Raw genomic sequence first — 19,378 nt, 5'->3', positions numbered from 1 at the left:
TTTGCGTATAAATACCAAACGATTTTTGCTCAAAATATTGATTATTGAAAAATATAGTACTAAAATATGGTACTATCTTAATGCTGGGACATGATAGTGTGAAAAATAAATCTAAAGCCACCTTACAATTGATTTTTAAACGGCCGACTAGCGGCAATATCCGTTGGAAAGAGATTGAAGCACTTTTTATTGAATTGGGTGCAGAGTTGCAGGAACGGGAAGGTTCGCGGATTGCGGTGATATTGTTCGGACAAGTAAAGGTTTTTCATCGCCCGCACCCTAAACCGGACACTGACAAAGGGGCGGTTGCGAGCATGCGAAAATGGTTGGAAGAAAATGGAGTAACGCCATAATGAAAAATATGATGATTATCGACGGAAATAAAGCCGTGATTACCTATGATGATGAATTAGGACTGTTCCGTGGCGAATTTACAGGACTGAACGGCGGAGCAGATTTTTATGCCGCCGATGTTGAATCATTGCGGCGTGAAGGTGAAATTTCATTGCGGGAGTTTATGGCGGTTTGCCAAGAAAATGGGATAGAGCCTTATAAACATTATTCTGGTCGATTTAACTTGCGTTTAGAACCGGCATTACACGCAGAAATAGCGGCGTTTGCCAGTGCTGAAAATCTGAGTTTGAATGAATGGGTCGTGAAACGACTACAATCAGATATTCAGCAACTGCAAACGAATTAACTGCTTAATTTCAAATCCCCGTCTTTAATCCAACCTTTGCGGCGGAAAAAGGCGGCAATCATAAAGGTGAAGCATGCCGGCAAAATAAAATGCAGCAGCGCAATTGCAAGCCAAACGTTTATTGAGCCGCCCATTGCCTCAAGTGTGCCGATTTGTCCGACCAAACCGCTGGTGCCCATACCTGCGCCGCTCGGAATATTGACCATTTGAAAAATGAGGGTTGAAAGCGCCCCCAACACCGCACTTGAGATGATCGGAGGCAGCCAGATTTTGGGATTGCGCACAATATTCGGCATTTGCAGCATACTGGTGCCCAAGCCCTGACTAAGCAAGCCGCCCCAACGGTTTTCCTTGAAGCTCATCACGGCAAAGCCGATCATTTGGCAGCAGCAGCCGACCGTTGCCGCGCCCGCCGCCAAACCGCTTAAGGACAATGAAATCGCAATGGCGGCACTGGAAATAGGCAGTGTCAATACCACGCCCATAACAACGGAAACCACGACGCCCATTAACAGCGGTTGCAGCTCGACCGACCACATAATAAAGCTGCCGATTTGATGCATCAGGGTTGAAATTGGTTGTCCCAATAGCTGGGCAACGGCAATACCGCCGCAAAGGGTAACGGCGGGTGTGACGATAATATCGACCACCGTTATTTTGCTGACCAGCTTGCCGCATTCCGCACCGATTGCCGCTGCCAGAAAACAGCCGACCGGGCCGCCCAATGCCGCCCCTGCCAGTCCGGTAATCGTGCTGCTGAGTAAGACTAAGGGCGGTGCTTGTAATGCATATGCTACACCAACGCCGATTGCCGCCCCCATGGCTTTCTGCGCTTGTGAACCGACATCGATTAGCCAAGGGAGATCGCACCAAGTTCCGACATTTTTCAGAATCAAACCGATAATCAAGGAAGAAAACAGGCCTAACGCCATTAAATTCAGGGCGTCAACCGCATAACGTTTCAGGCTGAATTGAATATTTTGACGCTGTAAAAAATCACGAATGGTCATGGAAAAATTCCCCGTTAATATTTTTTGTAGCATATCCTTTTCTTTTTTTATGTGAAAGTGTTTTTTATGGCTGAAAATGATATTTATCATTGTTGGTGGCCGCTGATCCAAAGTGCGGTGAGATTTACTATCTAAAAGTGTGGCGAACCGTTAGAATAATGGTTATTTTTCAGAGGAGAAGAGCCATGAAAAAAAGCGTGATTTTTGATTTGGGCAATGTGTTAGTGAAATGGGATCCTGACGGCATTTTGCAGCGCTTTAGCGACGATCCGCAGGAGCAGGCGCAATATCGCAAGGTCTTTTTTAATCAAGGCTGGCTGGCGCTGGACGCCGGTTTAATGGAATATGATAAGGCATTGGCGCTGTTTTCGCTGCTGTTGGCAAAGCCGTTGAGCGAGATGGAACGCTTTATGCAAGTGGTGCGTGAATCGCTAGAGCCAATGCCGTTGGCACTGGATTTATTGCATGATTTGCACCGTCGTAAGGTGGATTTACTCTGTATCAGCAATATGCCGTTACATGCGTATGCCTATTTGAAACAGCGTTATGATTATTGGCACTTATTTCGCGGCATTGTGATTTCGGCGGAAGTGAAACTGATCAAACCGCACTTGGATATTTTTCATTATGCTATTGAAAAATATCAACTTAATCCGCAGCAAACACTGTTTATTGATGACTCCGACGCCAATATTGAAGCGGCACAAAAGTGCGGTATCGCCGGCGTGTGTTATCAAAATGATCAGACGGGTATTGATCAGGTTTATACTTTCTTGCAACAACAATAATTAAGGAAAAAATCATGCAACAAAAAATCGTGCTGGCGACCGGTAATCAGGGCAAAGTGAAAGAGATGGCGGGCGTGTTGGCGCAATTCGGCTTTGAGGTGGCGGCGCAATCTGAATTTGGAATTGAAAGTCCGGAAGAGACCGGATTGACCTTTGTCGAAAATGCGATTTTGAAAGCCCGTCATGCGGCGAAGATCAGCGGTTTGCCGGCAATCGCCGATGATTCGGGGCTGGCGGTGACCGCACTTGGCGGCGCACCGGGGTTGTATTCCGCCCGTTATGCCGGCGAAGAGGGCAATGACGGCAAAAACCGAGCCAAGCTATTGGCGGACATGGCGAGGATACCGCAAGCAGAGCGCGGTGCAAAATTTGTCAGTGTAATTGTGCTGCTGCAACATGAAAATGATCCGACGCCACTGATTGCCGAGGGGGCATGCTACGGAGAAATTTTGTTTGAGGAAAAAGGCACAAACGGCTTCGGCTACGATTCGCTGTTTTTCTATCCGCCGAAAAATGCCAGCTTTGCCGAATTGGAACCGACGGAGAAGAAAAAAGTTTCGCACCGTGCCAATGCGTTAGCTGTCCTACGCCAACGGCTAAACGGGAAATAAACCGCATTATGTTACAGCCACTGTCGCTCCCGCCGTTGAGTTTGTATATTCATATCCCGTGGTGCGTGCAAAAATGCCCGTATTGCGATTTTAATTCACATGCGCAGAAAGGGGCGATCCCCGAAACCGAGTATATCCGCCATTTGTTGAAGGATTTGGATAATGACCTGCATTATGTGCAAAACCGTACTTTGCATTCGATTTTTATCGGCGGCGGTACACCGAGCCTGTTTTCAGCGACGGCGATTGCCGATTTATTGCAACAGGTACGGAAGCGAGTCCCGTTTGCCGAGGATATTGAAATTACGTTGGAAGCCAATCCGGGCACAGCGGAAGCCGAACGCTTTATTGGCTATCGTCAAGCCGGTGTTACCCGTATTTCAATGGGGATCCAGAGTTTTGAGCAGGAAAAACTGGAAAGGCTAGGGCGGATTCATAATGTCGAAGAGGCGTTAAATGCCATTCAATTTGCCAAAAACAGCGGGCTGAACAGTTTTAATATCGATTTAATGCACGGCTTGCCGAACCAGACAGTGCAGCAGGCGCTGAACGATTTGCGGCAAGGCATCGCGCTGGCGCCACCGCACTTGTCATGGTATCAATTGACGATTGAACCGAATACGATGTTTTATTATCGCCCTCCGAAACTGCCCGATGACGATGCGTTATGGGATATTTTTGAACAAGGGCATCAGTTGCTGACCGCCGCCGGTTATCGGCAATATGAAACTTCAGCCTATGCCAAGCCGGGCTATCAGTGCAAACATAATCTGAATTATTGGCGTTTCGGCGACTATCTGGCGATTGGCTGCGGCGCTCACGGCAAGGTGAGTTTTCCGAACGGCGACATTGTGCGTTACGCCAAAACCAAACACCCGAAAGGCTATATGCAAGGCAATTACCTGCATAGCCAAAGTGCGGTCGGCGCCGCCGAACGTCCGTTTGAATTCTTTATGAACCGCTTCCGCCTGTTGGAACCGGTCGCCAAACAGGATTTTGTCCAATTAACCGGGCTGGATTTAGGCGTTGTTTCCACACGGATAGCATGGGCAAAACAGCAAAACTACCTTGTTGAAACCGACCGCACTTGGCAGGTGACCGAACACGGTAAATTGTTTTTAAATGAACTGTTGGAGCAGTTTTTGGATTAGTTAAAGGAGCGGAGATGATGACGGTAGAAATGATGGAAAAAATCAGTCGTGAATTAAAGAAAATCGAGCAAGAAGAAAATGTGACGATACTTTATGCGGTGGAATCCGGTAGTCGGGCGTGGGGATTCCCCTCTCAGGACAGTGATTATGATGTGCGCTTTATTTATGTTCGTACTCAGGCGGATTATTTGTCAATTGATGAGCCTCGTGATGTATTGGAATATCCGATTAATGATTTATTGGATATTAGCGGTTGGGATTTGAAAAAAGCACTAAAATTAGGCCGTAAAGGCAATCCGGCACTTTCCGAATGGTTATATTCACCGATAGTTTATCAGGTCAATATGCCGTTTTTATCGGCGTTCAGGCAGCTGGCTGCGGCGTATTTTTCACCGCGTAATATGATTCATCATTATCTACATATGGCGGATGGAAATTTCCGTGGATATTTACGATCGGATTTAGTCAAAATTAAAAAATATTTTTACGTATTACGTCCGATTTTAGCTTGTATATGGATTGAAAAATATCAAAAGAATCCGCCGATTTTATTTGCCGATCTACTCAATGATGCTTTACTCGCCTCAGATTTAAAAAAGGAAATAGATCGTTTATTGGTGCGTAAATTGGCTGGTGAAGAATTTAATCTTGAACCTAAAGTTGAAAACATCAATCGGTTTATCGAAGAAAAAATCACCTATTATCAGCACTATGTACTGACCTTAGAAAAGTGTCGACTGCCTGATAATAATGCGGCCAATGTACTGTTTAGAACGTGGATTAAAGAATAAATTTTCGATGAAACGAGGATTGAACAATCCCGATAACGTAGTAAGATAAATCAATATTTTGTCAACATAAGGATAAGTCATGGATCAGCTGGAAATGAAAAAACAGGCGGCGCAGGCGGCGCTGAAATATGTGGAAGCAGGCAGTATTGTCGGGGTCGGCAGCGGTTCGACGGTCAATTGTTTTATCGAGGCATTGGGGGCGATGGCGGATCAAATCAAAGGTGCGGTTGCCGCATCGAAAGAATCCGAACGCCGTTTGCTGGCGTTGGGAATTGACGTGTTCAATGCCAATGAAGTGTCAGGGCTGGATATTTATGTTGACGGCGCCGATGAGATCAATCCGCAAAAAATGATGATTAAAGGCGGCGGAGCGGCGTTGACACGTGAAAAAATTGTGTCTTCATTAGCAAAAAAATTCATCTGTATCGTGGATTCCACAAAACAGGTTGATGTGCTAGGCTCAACATTTCCGCTGCCGGTAGAAGTGATCCCGATGGCACGCTCTTATGTGGCGCGTAAACTGGTCGGTTTGGGCGGACAGCCGGAATATCGTGAGGGCGTGGTGACCGATAACGGCAATGTCATTCTAGACGTGCATCATTTCAAGCTTATGCAGCCGATAGAGATGGAAAAAACCTTGAATAATATCGCCGGTGTCGTCACAAACGGCATTTTTGCCTTGCGCAGAGCCGATATTGTGATTGTCGGCAGCACGCAGGGCGTTCAGATTTTGGCATAAATTAAACAAGAGGAAAGCAAATGACAGCAAAAGTCTCATTGGATAAAGCGAAAATCAAATTTTTGCTTCTGGAAGGGGTTCATCAAAGTGCGCTCGACAGCTTGCACTGTGTCGGTTACACCAACATCGAATATCACAAAAAAGCATTGGACGATGCCGATTTGATTGAAGCGATCAAAGATGCGCATTTTATCGGGATCCGCTCCCGAACCCACCTGACGGCGGACGTGTTGCAGCACGCACAAAAATTGATTGCCATCGGGTGTTTTTGTATCGGCACTAATCAGGTTGATCTGGAAACGGCGAAACAACGCGGTATTCCGGTTTTTAATGCGCCCTTTTCCAACACTCGCTCCGTCGCCGAATTGGTACTGGGCGAGATTTTGCTGTTGATGCGTAAGATTCCGCAGGCGAATGCGGAAGTGCATCGCGGATTATGGAATAAATCCGCCACCGGTTCGCATGAAGTGCGCGGCAAAAAACTGGGGATTATCGGTTACGGTCATATCGGCTCACAGTTAAGCGTGCTGGCGGAAGCGGTCGGTATGCGGGTTTATTTTTATGATATCGAAAATAAACTGCCGTTGGGCAATGCGCAGCAGATTCGCACGCTGGAAGAATTATTGTCGACCTGTGACGTGATTTCACTGCATGTGCCGGAAAACGATTCCACCAAAAATCTGATGAGCAAAGAGCGGATCGAACAATTGAAACAGGATTCGATCTTAATCAATGCGGCACGCGGCACGGTTGTCGATCTTGATGCGTTGGCTTTGGCATTGGACGAAGGACGGGTGTTGGGGGCTGCAATCGACGTCTTCCCGACCGAACCGGCTTCGATTCATGACCCGTTCGAATCGCCGTTGCGCCGTTTCGACAATGTGATTCTTACCCCGCATATCGGCGGTTCGACCTCGGAGGCACAGGCGAATATCGGCGCGGAAGTCGCCAATAAACTGGTGAAATATTCCGATAACGGCTCAACGCTGTCGGCGGTCAATTTCCCCGAAGTCTCGCTGCCGGAACATTCCGGCACTAAACGCTTGATGCATATTCATCACAATCGTCCGGGCGTGTTGAACAAAATCAACCAGATTTTTACCGACGAAGGTGTGAATATCGCAGCCCAATATTTACAAACCAACGCGCAGATCGGCTATGTGGTGATTGATGTGGAAACCACCAACACCGATAACGTGCTGCAACGTTTGCGCAGTATCGAAGGCACAATCAAGGCACGTGTCTTGTTTTAGCCGTGCGAATAGCGAAAGTGCGGTTTTCTTGCCGAAGGAAACCGCTTTTTTATTTTTATCTTGAATTTGATCGCACAACCAACATAAGAGGGCAATATGTCAGAACAATCCCACACAGGCTATGCCGCACCGTTGCTGATTATCGGCTGCGTGATTTTCGGGCTCGGCAGCTTGATCGTCAAATTTGTACCGGTCGGGGCTTATGCCATTGCATTTTGGCGCTTGCTGGTTGCCGCATTGATTTTCTGGGGGGTAATGCGTTTTTTTCGCCAACCGTTCCCGAACAGCCGCAAAGCGATCGGCATGGCGCTGTCGTCCGGCGCTTTTTTGGGCTTTGATTTAGCGCTGTGGCACGAAAGCATTTATGCCGTCGGCCCCGGCATTTCCACTTTGTTGAACAGCCTGCAAATTTTCTTTTTATCGGCAATCGGTTTTATTTGGTTTCATGAACGGCTAACTAAACTCCAATTATTCAGTTTATTTTTGGCGATCATTGGTGTCGCTATGATTGCCAGTCCTGAATTTGGGCATAATAATGATGCCGGTTGGGGATTTGTCAGCGGGATTATCTCCGGTGGTATGTTGGCACTCTCAATGGTGTTTGTGCGTAAAACTCAGCAAGTAGAAAAAACCGCACTTTTCCCGTTAATGCTGCTGGTCAGTTTGGGCGGAATGGCGGCACTGCTGTTGCCGTCATTGCTGCTCAACAGCGACAATTTATACCCGACGACTTGGCGTGATGTCGGGCTGATTCTGGTTTACGGTGCGCTGATGCAATGTTTTGCCTGGGGGCTGATTGCTTATGCGATTCCGCTGTTATCCCTCTCCGTTACCGGCTTATTATTGTTGAGTGAACCCGTCGCCGCCTTGGTTATCGACTATTTCTGGCTGCAAAAACCGATTAACAGCCTACAATGGCTCGGTGCGGGCTTAACGTTGCTGGCGATTTATTTAGGTTCGCTGCGCAGTAAAAAAGCCAAGCGAACGGGCAAAAAGATTGCGCTATGACACTTGAAATGGCCTTTTAGCGGGGCAATTTCCAATTTGGGGCATTCACCTCTTCAGATTTCGCTCGGCTACCATCTCCCCTCGATTCCTGTTAAACTGGGGCGCTTTTGTTTTTATGATTGGGTGTTATGAAAAAACTGTTCTCTTTTTTATTTTTGTTGGCGACATTGGCGGCGGTCGGGGTTTTCTGGGGCTATCAACAGATTCAAAAACTGGCGAATCAACCGATTCAGGCGGCGCAGGATCAATTACTGACCGTTGAGCGCGGCACCACCGGCAAAAAATTGGGCGAATTTTTGCAACAACAGCGATTGATTGAAGACGATACCTTTTTTCCGCTGTTATTGCGTTTACAACCGGAACTGAGTGCGGTCAAAGCCGGCACTTACTCGCTGAACGGCGTGACCAACTTGACCGAACTGCTGCAATTGCTGAACAGCGGCAAAGAGGCGCAGTTTGCGATTCGTTTCGGCGACGGCGAACAGTATAAACAGCTGCGGCAAAGCTTGGCAAATGCACCGCACTTGCAGCATTCGCTGACCGACAAAACGGAGAGCGAGATTTTCGATTTGCTAAAATTGCCTTTAACCGATGGCGGGCAAAGCAAAACGCTGGAAGGCCGGGTCTATCCCGACACTTATCATTATGCGGTCAATTCAACCGATCTGGCATTGCTGCAAAGAGCGGTGCAGCGTATGCAACAGGTATTGGAGAAAGCATGGCAAGGGCGTGCTGAAAATTTGCCGCTGAAGAATCCGTACGAAATGCTGATTTTGGCATCGATTGTCGAAAAAGAGACCGCACTTGACCGTGAACGGGCGCAGGTGGCGGCGGTGTTTATCAATCGTTTGAAACGGAATATGCGGCTGCAAACCGATCCGACCGTGATTTACGGCATGGGCGATAATTATCAGGGCAATATCCGGCGCAAAGATCTGGACGAAAAAACCGCTTACAATACTTATCAAATCGACGGCTTGCCGCCAACCCCGATTGCGATGCCGAGCGAAGCGTCGCTGCAAGCCGTAGCGCATCCGGCGGACAGTACCGCACTTTACTTTGTGGCGGACGGCAGCGGCGGACATAAGTTCAGCAATACGCTGGCGGAACATAATCAGGCGGTACGGCAATATTTGAGATGGTTGCGTTCGCAAAAAAACGGCTCTCAGCAAAATGGAAATTAATATGCAAAATCAAAAGTGCGGTAAATTTATTGTGTTGGAAGGCTTGGAAGGCGCCGGCAAAACCACCGCGCGTGAAGCCGTATTACAGGCGTTGCAGGCACACGGTATCGAGCGGATTGAATTTACCCGTGAGCCGGGCGGCACGCCGTTGGCGGAAAAGTTGCGCCAATTGATCAAATTTGGCGACGGCAACGAAGTGATTAGCGATAAAGCCGAATTATTGATGTTGTATGCCGCTCGGATTCAGCTGGTGGAAAATGTGATCCGCCCCGCATTAACGTGCGGTAAATGGGTGCTGGGCGATCGGCATGATATGTCGTCACAGGCATATCAGGGCGGCGGGCGGCAGATTGACCGTACGTTGCTCTCGACCTTGCGCGATACCGTATTGGGCGATTTCAAACCGCACTTGACCCTGTATCTGGACATTGATCCCGAATTGGGCTTGAGCCGTGCCCGCAGTCGTGGCGAATTGGATCGTATCGAACAATTGCAATTGGATTTCTTTGAACGCACCCGTGCCCGTTATCTGGAGCTGGTGGCGGCGGATCCGAATGCGCTGTTGATCGATGCCTCACAGCCAATCGAACAGGTTGCGAGCGATGTTCGAAGTGCGGTCGACAACTGGTTGTCGACACAGGATTAAGCCGATGTATCCGTGGTTCGAACCGCTCTTTGCACAACTGGACAACAGCTTTGCACAACAGCACGGCCATCATGCGTTATTATTCAAAAGCGATGCGGGTTTGGGCAGTGAGCAACTGCTGACCGCACTTGCACAAGGCTTGTTGTGTCTGGAAAAACCGGGGCTGCAAGCGTGCGGAAAATGCCAAAATTGCGGGCTTTTTCATGCCGAAAGCCATCCGGATTTTCACTGCCTGCAAGTGCAGGAAGGCAAAAATATCGGCATTGATCAGGTGCGTGAGCTGATCGGCAGTTTGCAGCAATACGCCCGACAGGACGGCAATAAAGTCGTGTATATCCCGACACTGGAACGTTTGAGCGAAGCGGCGGCCAATGCGTTGTTGAAAACGCTGGAAGAGCCGAGCGATCGCACTTACTTTTTATTGCTTGCCGATTTGAGTGCCGCGCTCATGCCGACCATCTACAGTCGTTGTCAGGTCTGGACGCTGACCGCACCGCCGCAGCCGCAAGTGAAAGCCTGGCTGCAACAGCAGATTGCCGTACAAGAAACGGACATCGAAACCGCACTTCGCATTAATTACAACCGCCCACTGGCAACGTTGAACGCATTACAGAAAGGCTGGTTGGATTTGCGCAAACAGTTTTTACGCCAATTCTGGCTGTTTCAGCAAAACCGTGCGCCGGAACCGTTTATGAAACAGTTCGCTTTCGATGACGACGTGCTGTTACAACGGCAGCTCAACTGGCTGACCGCTTTTTTCAGCGATTGCCTAAAATGCCGCCTACAGATTCGGCAGGGCTGGATTAACCAAGACATTGCCAACGGGATCGAACAATTCAGCAGGCTGTTTTCGCAAACCGCACTTTTACATGCCAATGACTTGCTGCGGCAGTTACGCCGTGATCTGACCCAAATCAACGCCGTCAATCAGGAATTGATGGTGCTGGATTTTTTAACCAAACTAATTACAGACGTTTTTGAGGTATAAGTGTTTATTGTGGACTCACACTGTCATTTGGACAGCTTGGATTATGAAAATTTACATCGCAATATGGACGATGCGCTGGAAAAAGCAAAACAACGCGATGTGCGGCATGTGCTGTCGATCAGCACCACCTTAAGCGGTTTCGAAAAATTACACACTGCACTTGCGCAGCATAAGGCTGTTTCGCTCTCTTGCGGCGTGCATCCGTTGAATGTAGAAGACGAAACCTTTGATGCGGAAAAGATGTTACGGCTGGCGCAAGCGCCACAGGTGGTTGCCATTGGCGAGTGCGGACTGGATTATTATTACAGTGTTGACAATAAAGCCAAGCAGCAGCGGATTTTCAGCCGACAAATCGAGATTGCCAACCAACTGGACAAACCGTTGATTATCCACACCCGTTCGGCAAGAGAGGATACGATTGCGTTGCTGAAACAAGGCAATGCACAAAAGTGCGGCGGCGTGTTACACTGTTTCACAGAAAATCAATGGACGGCGGATCAGGCGCTGGAACTGGGTTTTTATATTTCCGTTTCCGGCATCATCACGTTTCGTAACGCACAACAGATTCGTGACGTGATTCAACATGTTCCGCTTGATCGCTTGCTGGTGGAAACCGATTCGCCGTATCTGGCGCCGGTGCCGTATCGCGGCAAGCAGAACCAGCCTGCATACGTGCGTGAAGTGTGTGACTATCTGGCGGTTTTAAAAGGTGTGAGCAGTGAGGAATTGGCGCAGATTACCACGGCCAATTTTGAACGGTTATTTAAGATAAAAGTACAATAAGGAACCATTATGGCTAAATTTACCCTCCGCAGAGGCATAACCCTGTTTTTTATTTTGGTCACCCTGCTGATTCACGGCGTATTGTTTGCCACCGTCAATTTTTATTTTCCGCATTATGAGGTGACCCATATCACCGGCGTAGAAGTGAAACGCGTGGACAAAGACGGCCCGATTACCAAATCCAATCCGGCGGACGGCCCGACCCGTGATGTGTATTATATCTACACACAAAAACCGAATACCGATAAAGTGATGGTTTATCGTAACGAAGATACCCGTTGGGGATTTCCGTTCTATTTCAAATTCAATTCTGCCGACTTACAGGCGAAGGCACAGGGATTCGCCGTCGACAAAAAAACGGTACAGGCGAAATATTACGGCTGGCGTTTGGTGATGTTTGATGAATTCCGCAATATGACCTCAATGAAAGAAGTGCAGCCCGATGCGACACCTGCTTGGCCGGTAGCCGGTTATATTCTGTATTTCCTGTTATTGATCACATTATTCCTGTCCATTCAGTTTATCCGCGGCTGGTTTGACAGTGAGAATGAAAGCGGTAAGTAAATTTTTGCCGAAATTCAATTGACGCTGTTGCTGTGCTTTATCCCTTTGGGCATATGATCGCAAGCAATGGCGTTTTTATGATGAATTATAAGATTTTTTATCCTCAGCCGTATCCGTTTGTCCTGTTGCTGAACACCATATTCTTTCTCTTATCTGCTCCATATCAATCATAAATAAGATTTTATTCGAATAATCACGTTAATTTATTAGGCGATAACAAATCAAATTGTAAATTAATTCTCGCATAATGAAAAAAAATTGAACTATTGTATTAAAAATGATTTAATTTCCGCCTTAAAAAGATTTGTAAGCTTGGTGTATTTAAATGTTGTTTTGTTGATTTGCCGAGTAATGATAAGTAGCGTGTGAGGATATGTGTAATGAATAGCATCTATAAAGTGATTTGGAGTACGGCTAAACAGAGTTTGGTCGTGGTATCGGAATTAGCGGCCGGTCATGGCAAAAGTACGGGTTCCGTAGACAAAAGAGCGGTTGCCGTTAAGCAATCGTCTCCTTTTATTACGGTATTGAAAGCGTCAGTAATCGCCATGTTAGCGGCCTTCCCGATGTCGGGTTATGCATCGGTGGCCATCGGTTCGACCAGTAGTGTATCAGGTGGTGCCAGTGCACTGGCGCAAGATTCGATTGCGATTGGTACTAATGCAATAGCGGCGGCTAGTTCTTTGCCGACTGATAACCTAACAGGAAATATTTCAATCGGCGCAAACGCCTATTCCAGCAATCAGAGTGTGGGTTATCAGCAAATCACTAACCGTGACGGCACTGCTGCACAATGGGTGGCCATGCCTGAGCACAATCAGCCTAAGAATGATGATTCATCTACTACCAACGGCGTATCGCCATCGGCTGTTAGTATCGGTCAAAACAGCATTGCCCGTGCAGGCGGCACCGCTGTCGGTTACAATAATATTGCCGGTATGACAGGCAACAATTATGCTGCGTTTGCCTTCGGTAATGGTAATGAAGCCAGCGATGGTTATGCATTGGCAATGGGTATGGGCAATAAAGCTGCCGGCCCTTCGGCAGTTGCCATCGGCACCGGCACCGTTTCGTCAGGCAACACTGCAATTGCAATGGGCCGTCAAACAACTGCTTCCGGCGACTATTCAACCGCGCTCGGTAATGTCGCCAGCGCCACCGGCGCCAATGCTTTGGCTGTCGGCCACTCTTCACAAGCCAGCGGCACTCGTTCGATCGCCATCGGTTCATCAACCGCTACAGATGCTTATTTAGATACGGATACTGCTGCCAAAGCCAGCGCAGCAGATGCCTTGGCCATCGGTACGGATACAACAGCAACGGCAGATAGTGCGACTGCCATCGGAAAAAGCGCCAAAAGCTTGACCGCAAGCTCGATTGCAATCGGCAAAGCGGCGCAGGTAAAAGCCGGTAGCGACGCGGATCAAACAGGTGCCAGCTCGATTGCAATCGGTGATCAGGCTGTGGTGGATAATGCCAGCAATGCCATTGCTGTGGGTAGCGGTGCTAAAACGATTGATACGCCGATAACCGCGCTCAATTTAGAGAGCGGAGCAATGGAAACGACACTTTACAAAGGTAATAACGGTATTGCTGTCGGCCAAAATGCACAAGCATCAATTGATGCGATTGCAATCGGTGAGAATGCCTATTCTCAACGGGTGACTGATGCGGCAACGATTGCTATCGGCCAAAATTCAAAAAGTTACGGCGGGGTAGCGATTGGGCAGAGTGCCCGAACGTTACAAGATTCGGCAACCAATCTGGCCAGCGCTTCGGTAGCCATCGGTCGTTATGCCACCACGGGAGAATATGGTGTGGCCATCGGCACCAGCGCGGCGGCCGGTGCGGAATTAGGCCCTCTGTCTCGTGATGAAGAGGGTATGCCGAATCGTGAAGCGACGGTGATTAATGGTGCGCGTTACACTACTGCCGTTGGTATTGCCTCGTCTGCTACAGCGGCCAATGCTTCTGCTTTGGGTGCCAATGCCAAAGCATCCGGCAGCTCTTCTTTGGCAGTGGGTGACACGGCTACTGCTTCGGGCGCTAATGCCGTTGCGATCGGTAAAAATGCGAAGGCTGTGGGCGAGCAGTCAATCAGTATCGGGTTTGGCAATAACGTAACCGGCAAAAAATCCGGCGCTATCGGCGACCCGACCACCATCAGTGGCGAAGGCTCTTACTCTCTGGGTAATGACAATAATATCGCTCAAAACAACACCTTTGTGGTGGGCAGCAATGTGACCACTACGCAAGATAACAGTGTGGTGTTGGGCAATAACTCAACCGATCGTGCTGCAACTGCCGAAAATAGCGCAACGGTCAACGGCATCACTTACAGCGGCTTTGCCGGTCAAGGCAGCGCTGCAAACGGTGTCGTGAGCGTGGGCGATACAGGCAAAGAGCGCCAAATCATTAATGTGGCAGCAGGTGCAATCACGGCTACCTCTACCGATGCCATCAACGGCAGCCAGTTGTATCTGGTGTCTGATGAGTTAAGTAAACAAATTAATAATATCAGCAGCAGCGGTGACGGCATTCATTACTACAGTGTAAATGACAATAATGTGCAAGGCGGCAACTATAATAATGATGGTGCCACAGGTAAAAATACTTTGGCTGCCGGCGTGAATGCGAAAGCGGCAGGAGAAGGCAGCGTTGCTGTCGGCAGCAGTGCAAATGCAGTCACTTCCGGTTCGATTGCCATCGGGCAAAGCGCCACGGCAGGCCGTGCTGATATGGACGACCCGCAAAATCCGAATAACCGCACGACCGTTGGCAAAATGAATAATATTGCTATTGGATACGGTGCGACTGCCGATGGCGGCCGCAATATTTCTATCGGTGAAAATGCTGCGCAGGGTACGGTAGATAACTGGAATATTCAAAACGTCAATATCGGTACTGAAGCGGGCGTAAACTCGAAAAAAGATTACAGTGTCGCCATCGGTTTTGAGGCGGGCAAATTGGATACCGCTGCTCAAGCCCTGCAAGCGGCAGTAGCAGACAACAAGCGTGCGCCAAGTGTGTATATCGGTAAAGAAGCCGGTAAAAATACTGCTTCCTACGGCAATGTCGTACTGGGTGAAAGAGCCGGTCAGAATTTGGCCACGAGCACAGAAACGATTGCTATTGGTTTGCGAGCGGGTTCGGATTCGACAGCTGTTGGTTTCGCTCCGTATATCAATGCGATGGGCCACAGTGTGTCTATCGGTAGTAGTGCCGGTTCTGGTGTTATTGGCGATCTCAACGTTTCTGTCGGTCAGCTGGCAGGGCGGAATTCAACCGGCAGTGCCAACGTATCAAGCGGTTTGCAAGCCGGCATGCAGCGCCAAGGCAGTCAAAATATTTCTTCGGGCTTCTATGCCGGCGCAGGCACTTGGGGGGATGATAATATTGCCTTTGGTCATGCGGCGGGCTCTGATATGGGCAAAGTAGGTGAAGGTGAAAACCTTACTGTAAACCGTTCTATTTCCATTGGGAAAAGAGCCAAATCTTTCGGTAATGATTCTATTGCTTTCGGTAGCGGTTCGGTTGCTGGTGTAGACGGTTCTGCAAGCACTATTTCAAGCGATATCGCTATGGGTAGAGCCGCTTCTGCCACAGGTGGGAGCAGCATTGCACAAGGTAATACGGCTGTAGCCAGCGGTGAAAATGCGATTGCCATGGGTAACGGCGCACAAGCCACAGCTGCCAATACGATTTCCATCGGTACCGGCAATGTGGTCAGCGGTGAAGGTTCGGGGGCTATTGGTGATCCGACTACCATCAGCGGAGCCGGTTCTTACTCTTTGGGTAACGACAATACTATTGCCAACGACAACACCTTTGTGGTCGGCAGCAATGTGACCACTACGCAAGATAACAGTGTGGTGTTGGGCAATAACTCAACCGATCGCGCCGCAACTGCCGAAAATAGCGCAACGGTCAACGGCATCACTTACAGCGGCTTTGCCGGTCAAGGTAGCGCTGCAAACGGTGTCGTGAGCGTGGGCGATGCAGGCAAAGAGCGCCAAATCATTAATGTCGCTGCAGGTGAAATCAGCACAACCAGCACGGATGCCATCAACGGCAGCCAGTTGTATATGGTGTCCAACCAATTGGCTGAAGAGATTAAAAATATCAGCAGTGGCGATGCGATTCATTACTACAGCGTAAACGGCAATAATGACCAAGACGGCAACTATAACAATGACGGCGCTACAGGATTGCGGGCATTGGCTGCCGGTGTGAACAGCACTGCTTCCGGTCAAGAATCTACTGCCGTCGGGAATAGAGCTGCGGCAAGCAAAGTCGGCGCAGTGGCTGTCGGTGGTTCGGTGACGGCTTCCGGTGAGGCATCGGTCGCCATGGGGGCTTATGCCCAAGCAACCGAAACTGCGACAACGGCATTGGGTGGAGATGCTAAAGCACTAGCAAATGGTGCAACGGCTGTCGGTCGTAAAACACAGGCGACCGGTGGCGATAGCGCCGCTTTTGGTGCGGGCGCCAATGCCAGCGGTGAATCAGCGGCTGCGTTAGGGGCGGCGTCGACTGCAAGCGGCAAATACAGTGTGGCGAGCGGGGTGCAATCGAACGCAACCGGAACAGCATCTATTGCGGCAGGACGAAATACCAATGCAAGCCAAGACTATGCCATGGCTATCGGCTCTAATGCGGCGGCATCAGCCAAACAAGCGACGGCGATCGGCAGCAGTGCGGAAGCCTCAGGCCAACGCGCCATTGCATTGGGTTCCAGCACATTGAATAATAATGATGAAGTTACTGCGACAACGGTTGCTTCTGCGCAAGATTCGATTGCAGTAGGTACGGTAGCCACAGCTAATCAGCAGCATGCAATTGCGATCGGCTCTTACAGCCAGTCCACAACGGCGGGAATGGTATCGGTAGGGCACAATGCCGGTCAGGGGGCGAGTAATCATAGCGGCGCTTCAGTGATGATCGGTCAAAATGCAGGTGCTAATAGTGACGGCACTTACAACGGCAGCGGCTCAAGCGGGATGGATGTCAATGTCTATATCGGGGCGGAAGCCGGTGAATTTGCGAGAGGCACGCGGAATACACTGGTGGGCGATAAAGCCGGTGACAGTATTGTCGGCAGTGAAAATTCAGCCTTGGGCAAATCCGCTTTACTAAATGTTCAAGGTAGTGAAAATACAGGATTGGGCGCTTATGCAGGCCGTACCAGCCGCGGAACAGGCAATACCTCTGTCGGTTCACAGGCAGGTATAGGGGTCAATGGCAACAGTAATATCGCATTAGGCCGTGGAGCCGGTATGAATGTCCGCACAAACAATACGACCAGTATCGGTACCGATGCAATGGCTGCGGCAATGGGTGCAATTGCGATCGGTTCTAATTTAGGTGTGGGCAGTTATACGGCCTCAACGGCAAGCGGTTTAACGGCAATTGCGATCGGTTCCGGCACTAATGCCAGTGGGGCTAGCAGTGTTGCCGTCGGACCATTGGCGCAGGCGAGTGCGGCCAATGCGATTGCGAGCGGTACATCAGCCAATGCATCGGCAGTCAATGCCATTGCAAGCGGGACACAATCTGTTGCCAGCGGCACTTCATCGATTGCCATGGGTAACGGCGCGCAAGCGACGGCTGCCAATACGATTTCCATCGGTACCGGCAATGTGGTCAGCGGTGAAGGGTCAAGTGCGGTCGGCGATCCGTCTATCTTGAGCGGTAGCAACAGTTTCTCGGCCGGTAACAACAATGCCGTCGGCAGCAGCACCGATAATTCGTTTATCTTGGGCGGCCGCAACAACTTGGGCGGCGAAGCGGTTACCCGTGATGCCAACGGTGTGATTACCACTTCAGGCGGCATTCAAAACGAAGTGGATGCCTCCAATTCGGCGATTGTCGGCTACAATAACAGCGTACAAGACAGCAATGTATTTGTGGTGGGCAATAATGTTACCGTTGCAAACGGCATGAGCGGTGCAGTGGTGTTGGGCAATGATTCAACCGCTGATCAATATGTACAAACCACCGAGGCTATGGTAAACGGTATCGAGTATGGCGGCTTTGCCGGCTCGGATACCTTAACTGACGGCGCTATTGTGTCAGTCGGTGCGGCAGGTGCAGAGCGCCAAATCAAAAATGTCGCCGCCGGCCAAATCAGCGCTACCTCTACCGATGCGATTAACGGCAGCCAGTTGTATCTGGTGACCGACCGCTTGGGCAATGTGGCTAATTCGGTTGTGAATGTCTTGGGTGGCGATGCCGCTGTTGATAATCAAGGCAATATCACCATGGGCGGCGATACAGACGGCATCGGCGGCACCGGTGAAACCAATATCGACGATGCGATTGCCCATGTAAACCAAGGGTTGAACAATCCGCTGACATTCGCCGGTGATACCGGTACGCAGTTCGAGCGTAAACTGGGTGAAACCGTGAATGTGAAGGGCAATAATACCGGTGCGTTGACGGACGGCAATATCGGTGTTGAAGCAGATGGAACTGATACATTGATTGTCAAACTGGCTCAAAATTTAACAGGTTTGACCAGCGCTACATTCGGTACGGCTGCGGGTGATACAACGGTTATCAATAAAGACGGCGTTACGATTGCAGCACCAACCGAGGATAATGCTGATAATGTGGTTAGCCTGACAGACGGCGGTTTGAACAACGGCGGTAATAAAATCACCAATGTTGCGGAAGGCACCGATGGAACCGATGCCGTTAACCTTGATCAGCTCAACAAAGCGATTATTGATGCCGGCGGTGGCTCGACCGTGGTTGAAGCCGGCAACAATACCACTGTTGAAAGCAACACAGAGGGCACAGTAACCACGTATACCGTTAATGCCGAGAAATCAACGGTTAGCGCAGGTTCAGATTCGTTGACGGTGACCCCGACCACGAATGAAGAAACCGGTGTGACGGATTACGCAGTCGATCTGGCCGACAACATTACCATCGGTGATAATGAAAACGCCGGCACCATTGTGGTGAAAGGCGCAGACGGTAAAGACGGCGTCAGCCTCAACGGTGCAGACGGCACCATCGGTCTGACCGGCCCTGCCGGTGCGGACGGCACCAGCGCCCAAGCCACCATCGGCGTGAAAAACGGTGCGCCGGGTTTGGACGGCAACGACGGTGAAAACGGCGAAAGCAAAACCCGTATCGTCTACACCAAACCGGACGG

Annotated in this window: 16 protein-coding genes; 15 read left to right on the top strand and 1 reads right to left on the bottom strand. The window is 49.5% G+C overall.

Going from position 1 to position 19,378, the window contains the following annotated elements:
* Positions 1 to 98: 98 nt before the first annotated feature.
* Together OA57_RS11960 and OA57_RS11955 are read left to right on the top strand one after the other, a co-directional pair.
* Complete coding sequence (locus OA57_RS11960) at positions 99 to 353, top strand: type II toxin-antitoxin system HicA family toxin (RefSeq protein WP_034618206.1); 255 nt, start codon at positions 99 to 101, stop codon at positions 351 to 353.
* Positions 353 to 700, top strand: a complete 348-nt coding sequence (locus OA57_RS11955) for a type II toxin-antitoxin system HicB family antitoxin (RefSeq protein WP_034618189.1) — start codon at positions 353 to 355, stop codon at positions 698 to 700. Before OA57_RS11960 ends, OA57_RS11955 begins: the two co-directional genes overlap by 1 nt.
* On the opposite strand, the gene OA57_RS11950 is transcribed toward OA57_RS11955, so the two are convergent.
* A complete protein-coding gene (locus OA57_RS11950; RefSeq protein WP_034618204.1) occupies positions 697 to 1,710 on the bottom strand; it encodes a PTS transporter subunit IIC in 1,014 nt (337 codons plus the stop codon). The two genes, OA57_RS11955 and OA57_RS11950, sit on opposite strands and share 4 nt — an antisense overlap.
* A gap of 185 nt (positions 1,711 to 1,895) precedes the next feature.
* On the opposite strand from OA57_RS11950, the gene OA57_RS11945 reads away from it, so the two are divergent.
* The 13 genes from OA57_RS11945 to OA57_RS12665 all read left to right on the top strand — a co-directional run.
* Positions 1,896 to 2,498 carry an HAD family hydrolase gene (locus tag OA57_RS11945; protein WP_034618186.1) on the top strand — a complete coding sequence of 201 codons (603 nt, stop codon included), beginning with the start codon at positions 1,896 to 1,898 and terminating at the stop codon, positions 2,496 to 2,498.
* Between the two features lie 14 nt (positions 2,499 to 2,512).
* Positions 2,513 to 3,109 carry an RdgB/HAM1 family non-canonical purine NTP pyrophosphatase gene (rdgB, locus tag OA57_RS11940; protein ID WP_200883631.1) on the top strand — a complete coding sequence of 199 codons (597 nt, stop codon included), beginning with the start codon at positions 2,513 to 2,515 and terminating at the stop codon, positions 3,107 to 3,109.
* 8 nt (positions 3,110 to 3,117) lie between these two features.
* Positions 3,118 to 4,260, top strand: coding sequence for a radical SAM family heme chaperone HemW (gene hemW, locus OA57_RS11935; RefSeq protein WP_034618183.1), 1,143 nt, complete (start codon positions 3,118 to 3,120; stop codon positions 4,258 to 4,260).
* A gap of 14 nt (positions 4,261 to 4,274) precedes the next feature.
* Positions 4,275 to 5,051, top strand: a complete 777-nt coding sequence (locus tag OA57_RS11930) for a nucleotidyltransferase domain-containing protein (protein WP_200883630.1) — start codon at positions 4,275 to 4,277, stop codon at positions 5,049 to 5,051.
* 79 nt (positions 5,052 to 5,130) lie between these two features.
* Positions 5,131 to 5,790 (top strand): ribose-5-phosphate isomerase RpiA, encoded by a 660-nt coding sequence (gene rpiA, locus OA57_RS11925; RefSeq protein WP_034618182.1) that lies wholly within the window; start codon positions 5,131 to 5,133, stop codon positions 5,788 to 5,790.
* Positions 5,791 to 5,810: 20 nt separating this feature from the next.
* Positions 5,811 to 7,043: a phosphoglycerate dehydrogenase gene (gene serA, locus OA57_RS11920; protein WP_034618179.1), complete on the top strand. Its 1,233-nt coding sequence runs from the start codon at positions 5,811 to 5,813 to the stop codon at positions 7,041 to 7,043.
* 96 nt (positions 7,044 to 7,139) lie between these two features.
* Positions 7,140 to 8,051, top strand: coding sequence for a DMT family transporter (locus OA57_RS11915; RefSeq protein ID WP_034618176.1), 912 nt, complete (start codon positions 7,140 to 7,142; stop codon positions 8,049 to 8,051).
* A gap of 128 nt (positions 8,052 to 8,179) precedes the next feature.
* A complete protein-coding gene (mltG, locus tag OA57_RS11910; protein ID WP_034618174.1) occupies positions 8,180 to 9,235 on the top strand; it encodes an endolytic transglycosylase MltG in 1,056 nt (351 codons plus the stop codon).
* 1 nt (position 9,236) lies between these two features.
* Entirely contained in the window at positions 9,237 to 9,881 is a 645-nt protein-coding gene (gene tmk, locus OA57_RS11905; RefSeq protein WP_034618172.1) for a dTMP kinase, read from the top strand.
* A gap of 4 nt (positions 9,882 to 9,885) precedes the next feature.
* Complete coding sequence (holB, locus tag OA57_RS11900) at positions 9,886 to 10,869, top strand: DNA polymerase III subunit delta' (protein ID WP_034618169.1); 984 nt, start codon at positions 9,886 to 9,888, stop codon at positions 10,867 to 10,869.
* The gene (locus OA57_RS11895; protein ID WP_034618167.1) at positions 10,870 to 11,652 is read left to right on the top strand and encodes a YchF/TatD family DNA exonuclease; all 783 of its coding nucleotides are present in this window, start codon (positions 10,870 to 10,872) and stop codon (positions 11,650 to 11,652) included.
* A 9-nt stretch (positions 11,653 to 11,661) separates the two neighbouring features.
* Positions 11,662 to 12,216: a DUF1523 family protein gene (locus tag OA57_RS11890; RefSeq protein WP_034618165.1), complete on the top strand. Its 555-nt coding sequence runs from the start codon at positions 11,662 to 11,664 to the stop codon at positions 12,214 to 12,216.
* Positions 12,217 to 12,596: 380 nt separating this feature from the next.
* Positions 12,597 to 19,378 (top strand): ESPR-type extended signal peptide-containing protein (locus OA57_RS12665; protein WP_034618163.1); only part of this gene is annotated, 6,782 nt, incomplete at its 3' end.

The organism is Chelonobacter oris, from assembly GCF_000772535.1.
Classification (GTDB): Bacteria; Pseudomonadota; Gammaproteobacteria; order Enterobacterales; family Pasteurellaceae; genus Chelonobacter; species Chelonobacter oris.
Note: the sequence above shows the minus strand (reverse complement) of the source record. Positions and strands in the feature narration are given on the sequence as shown.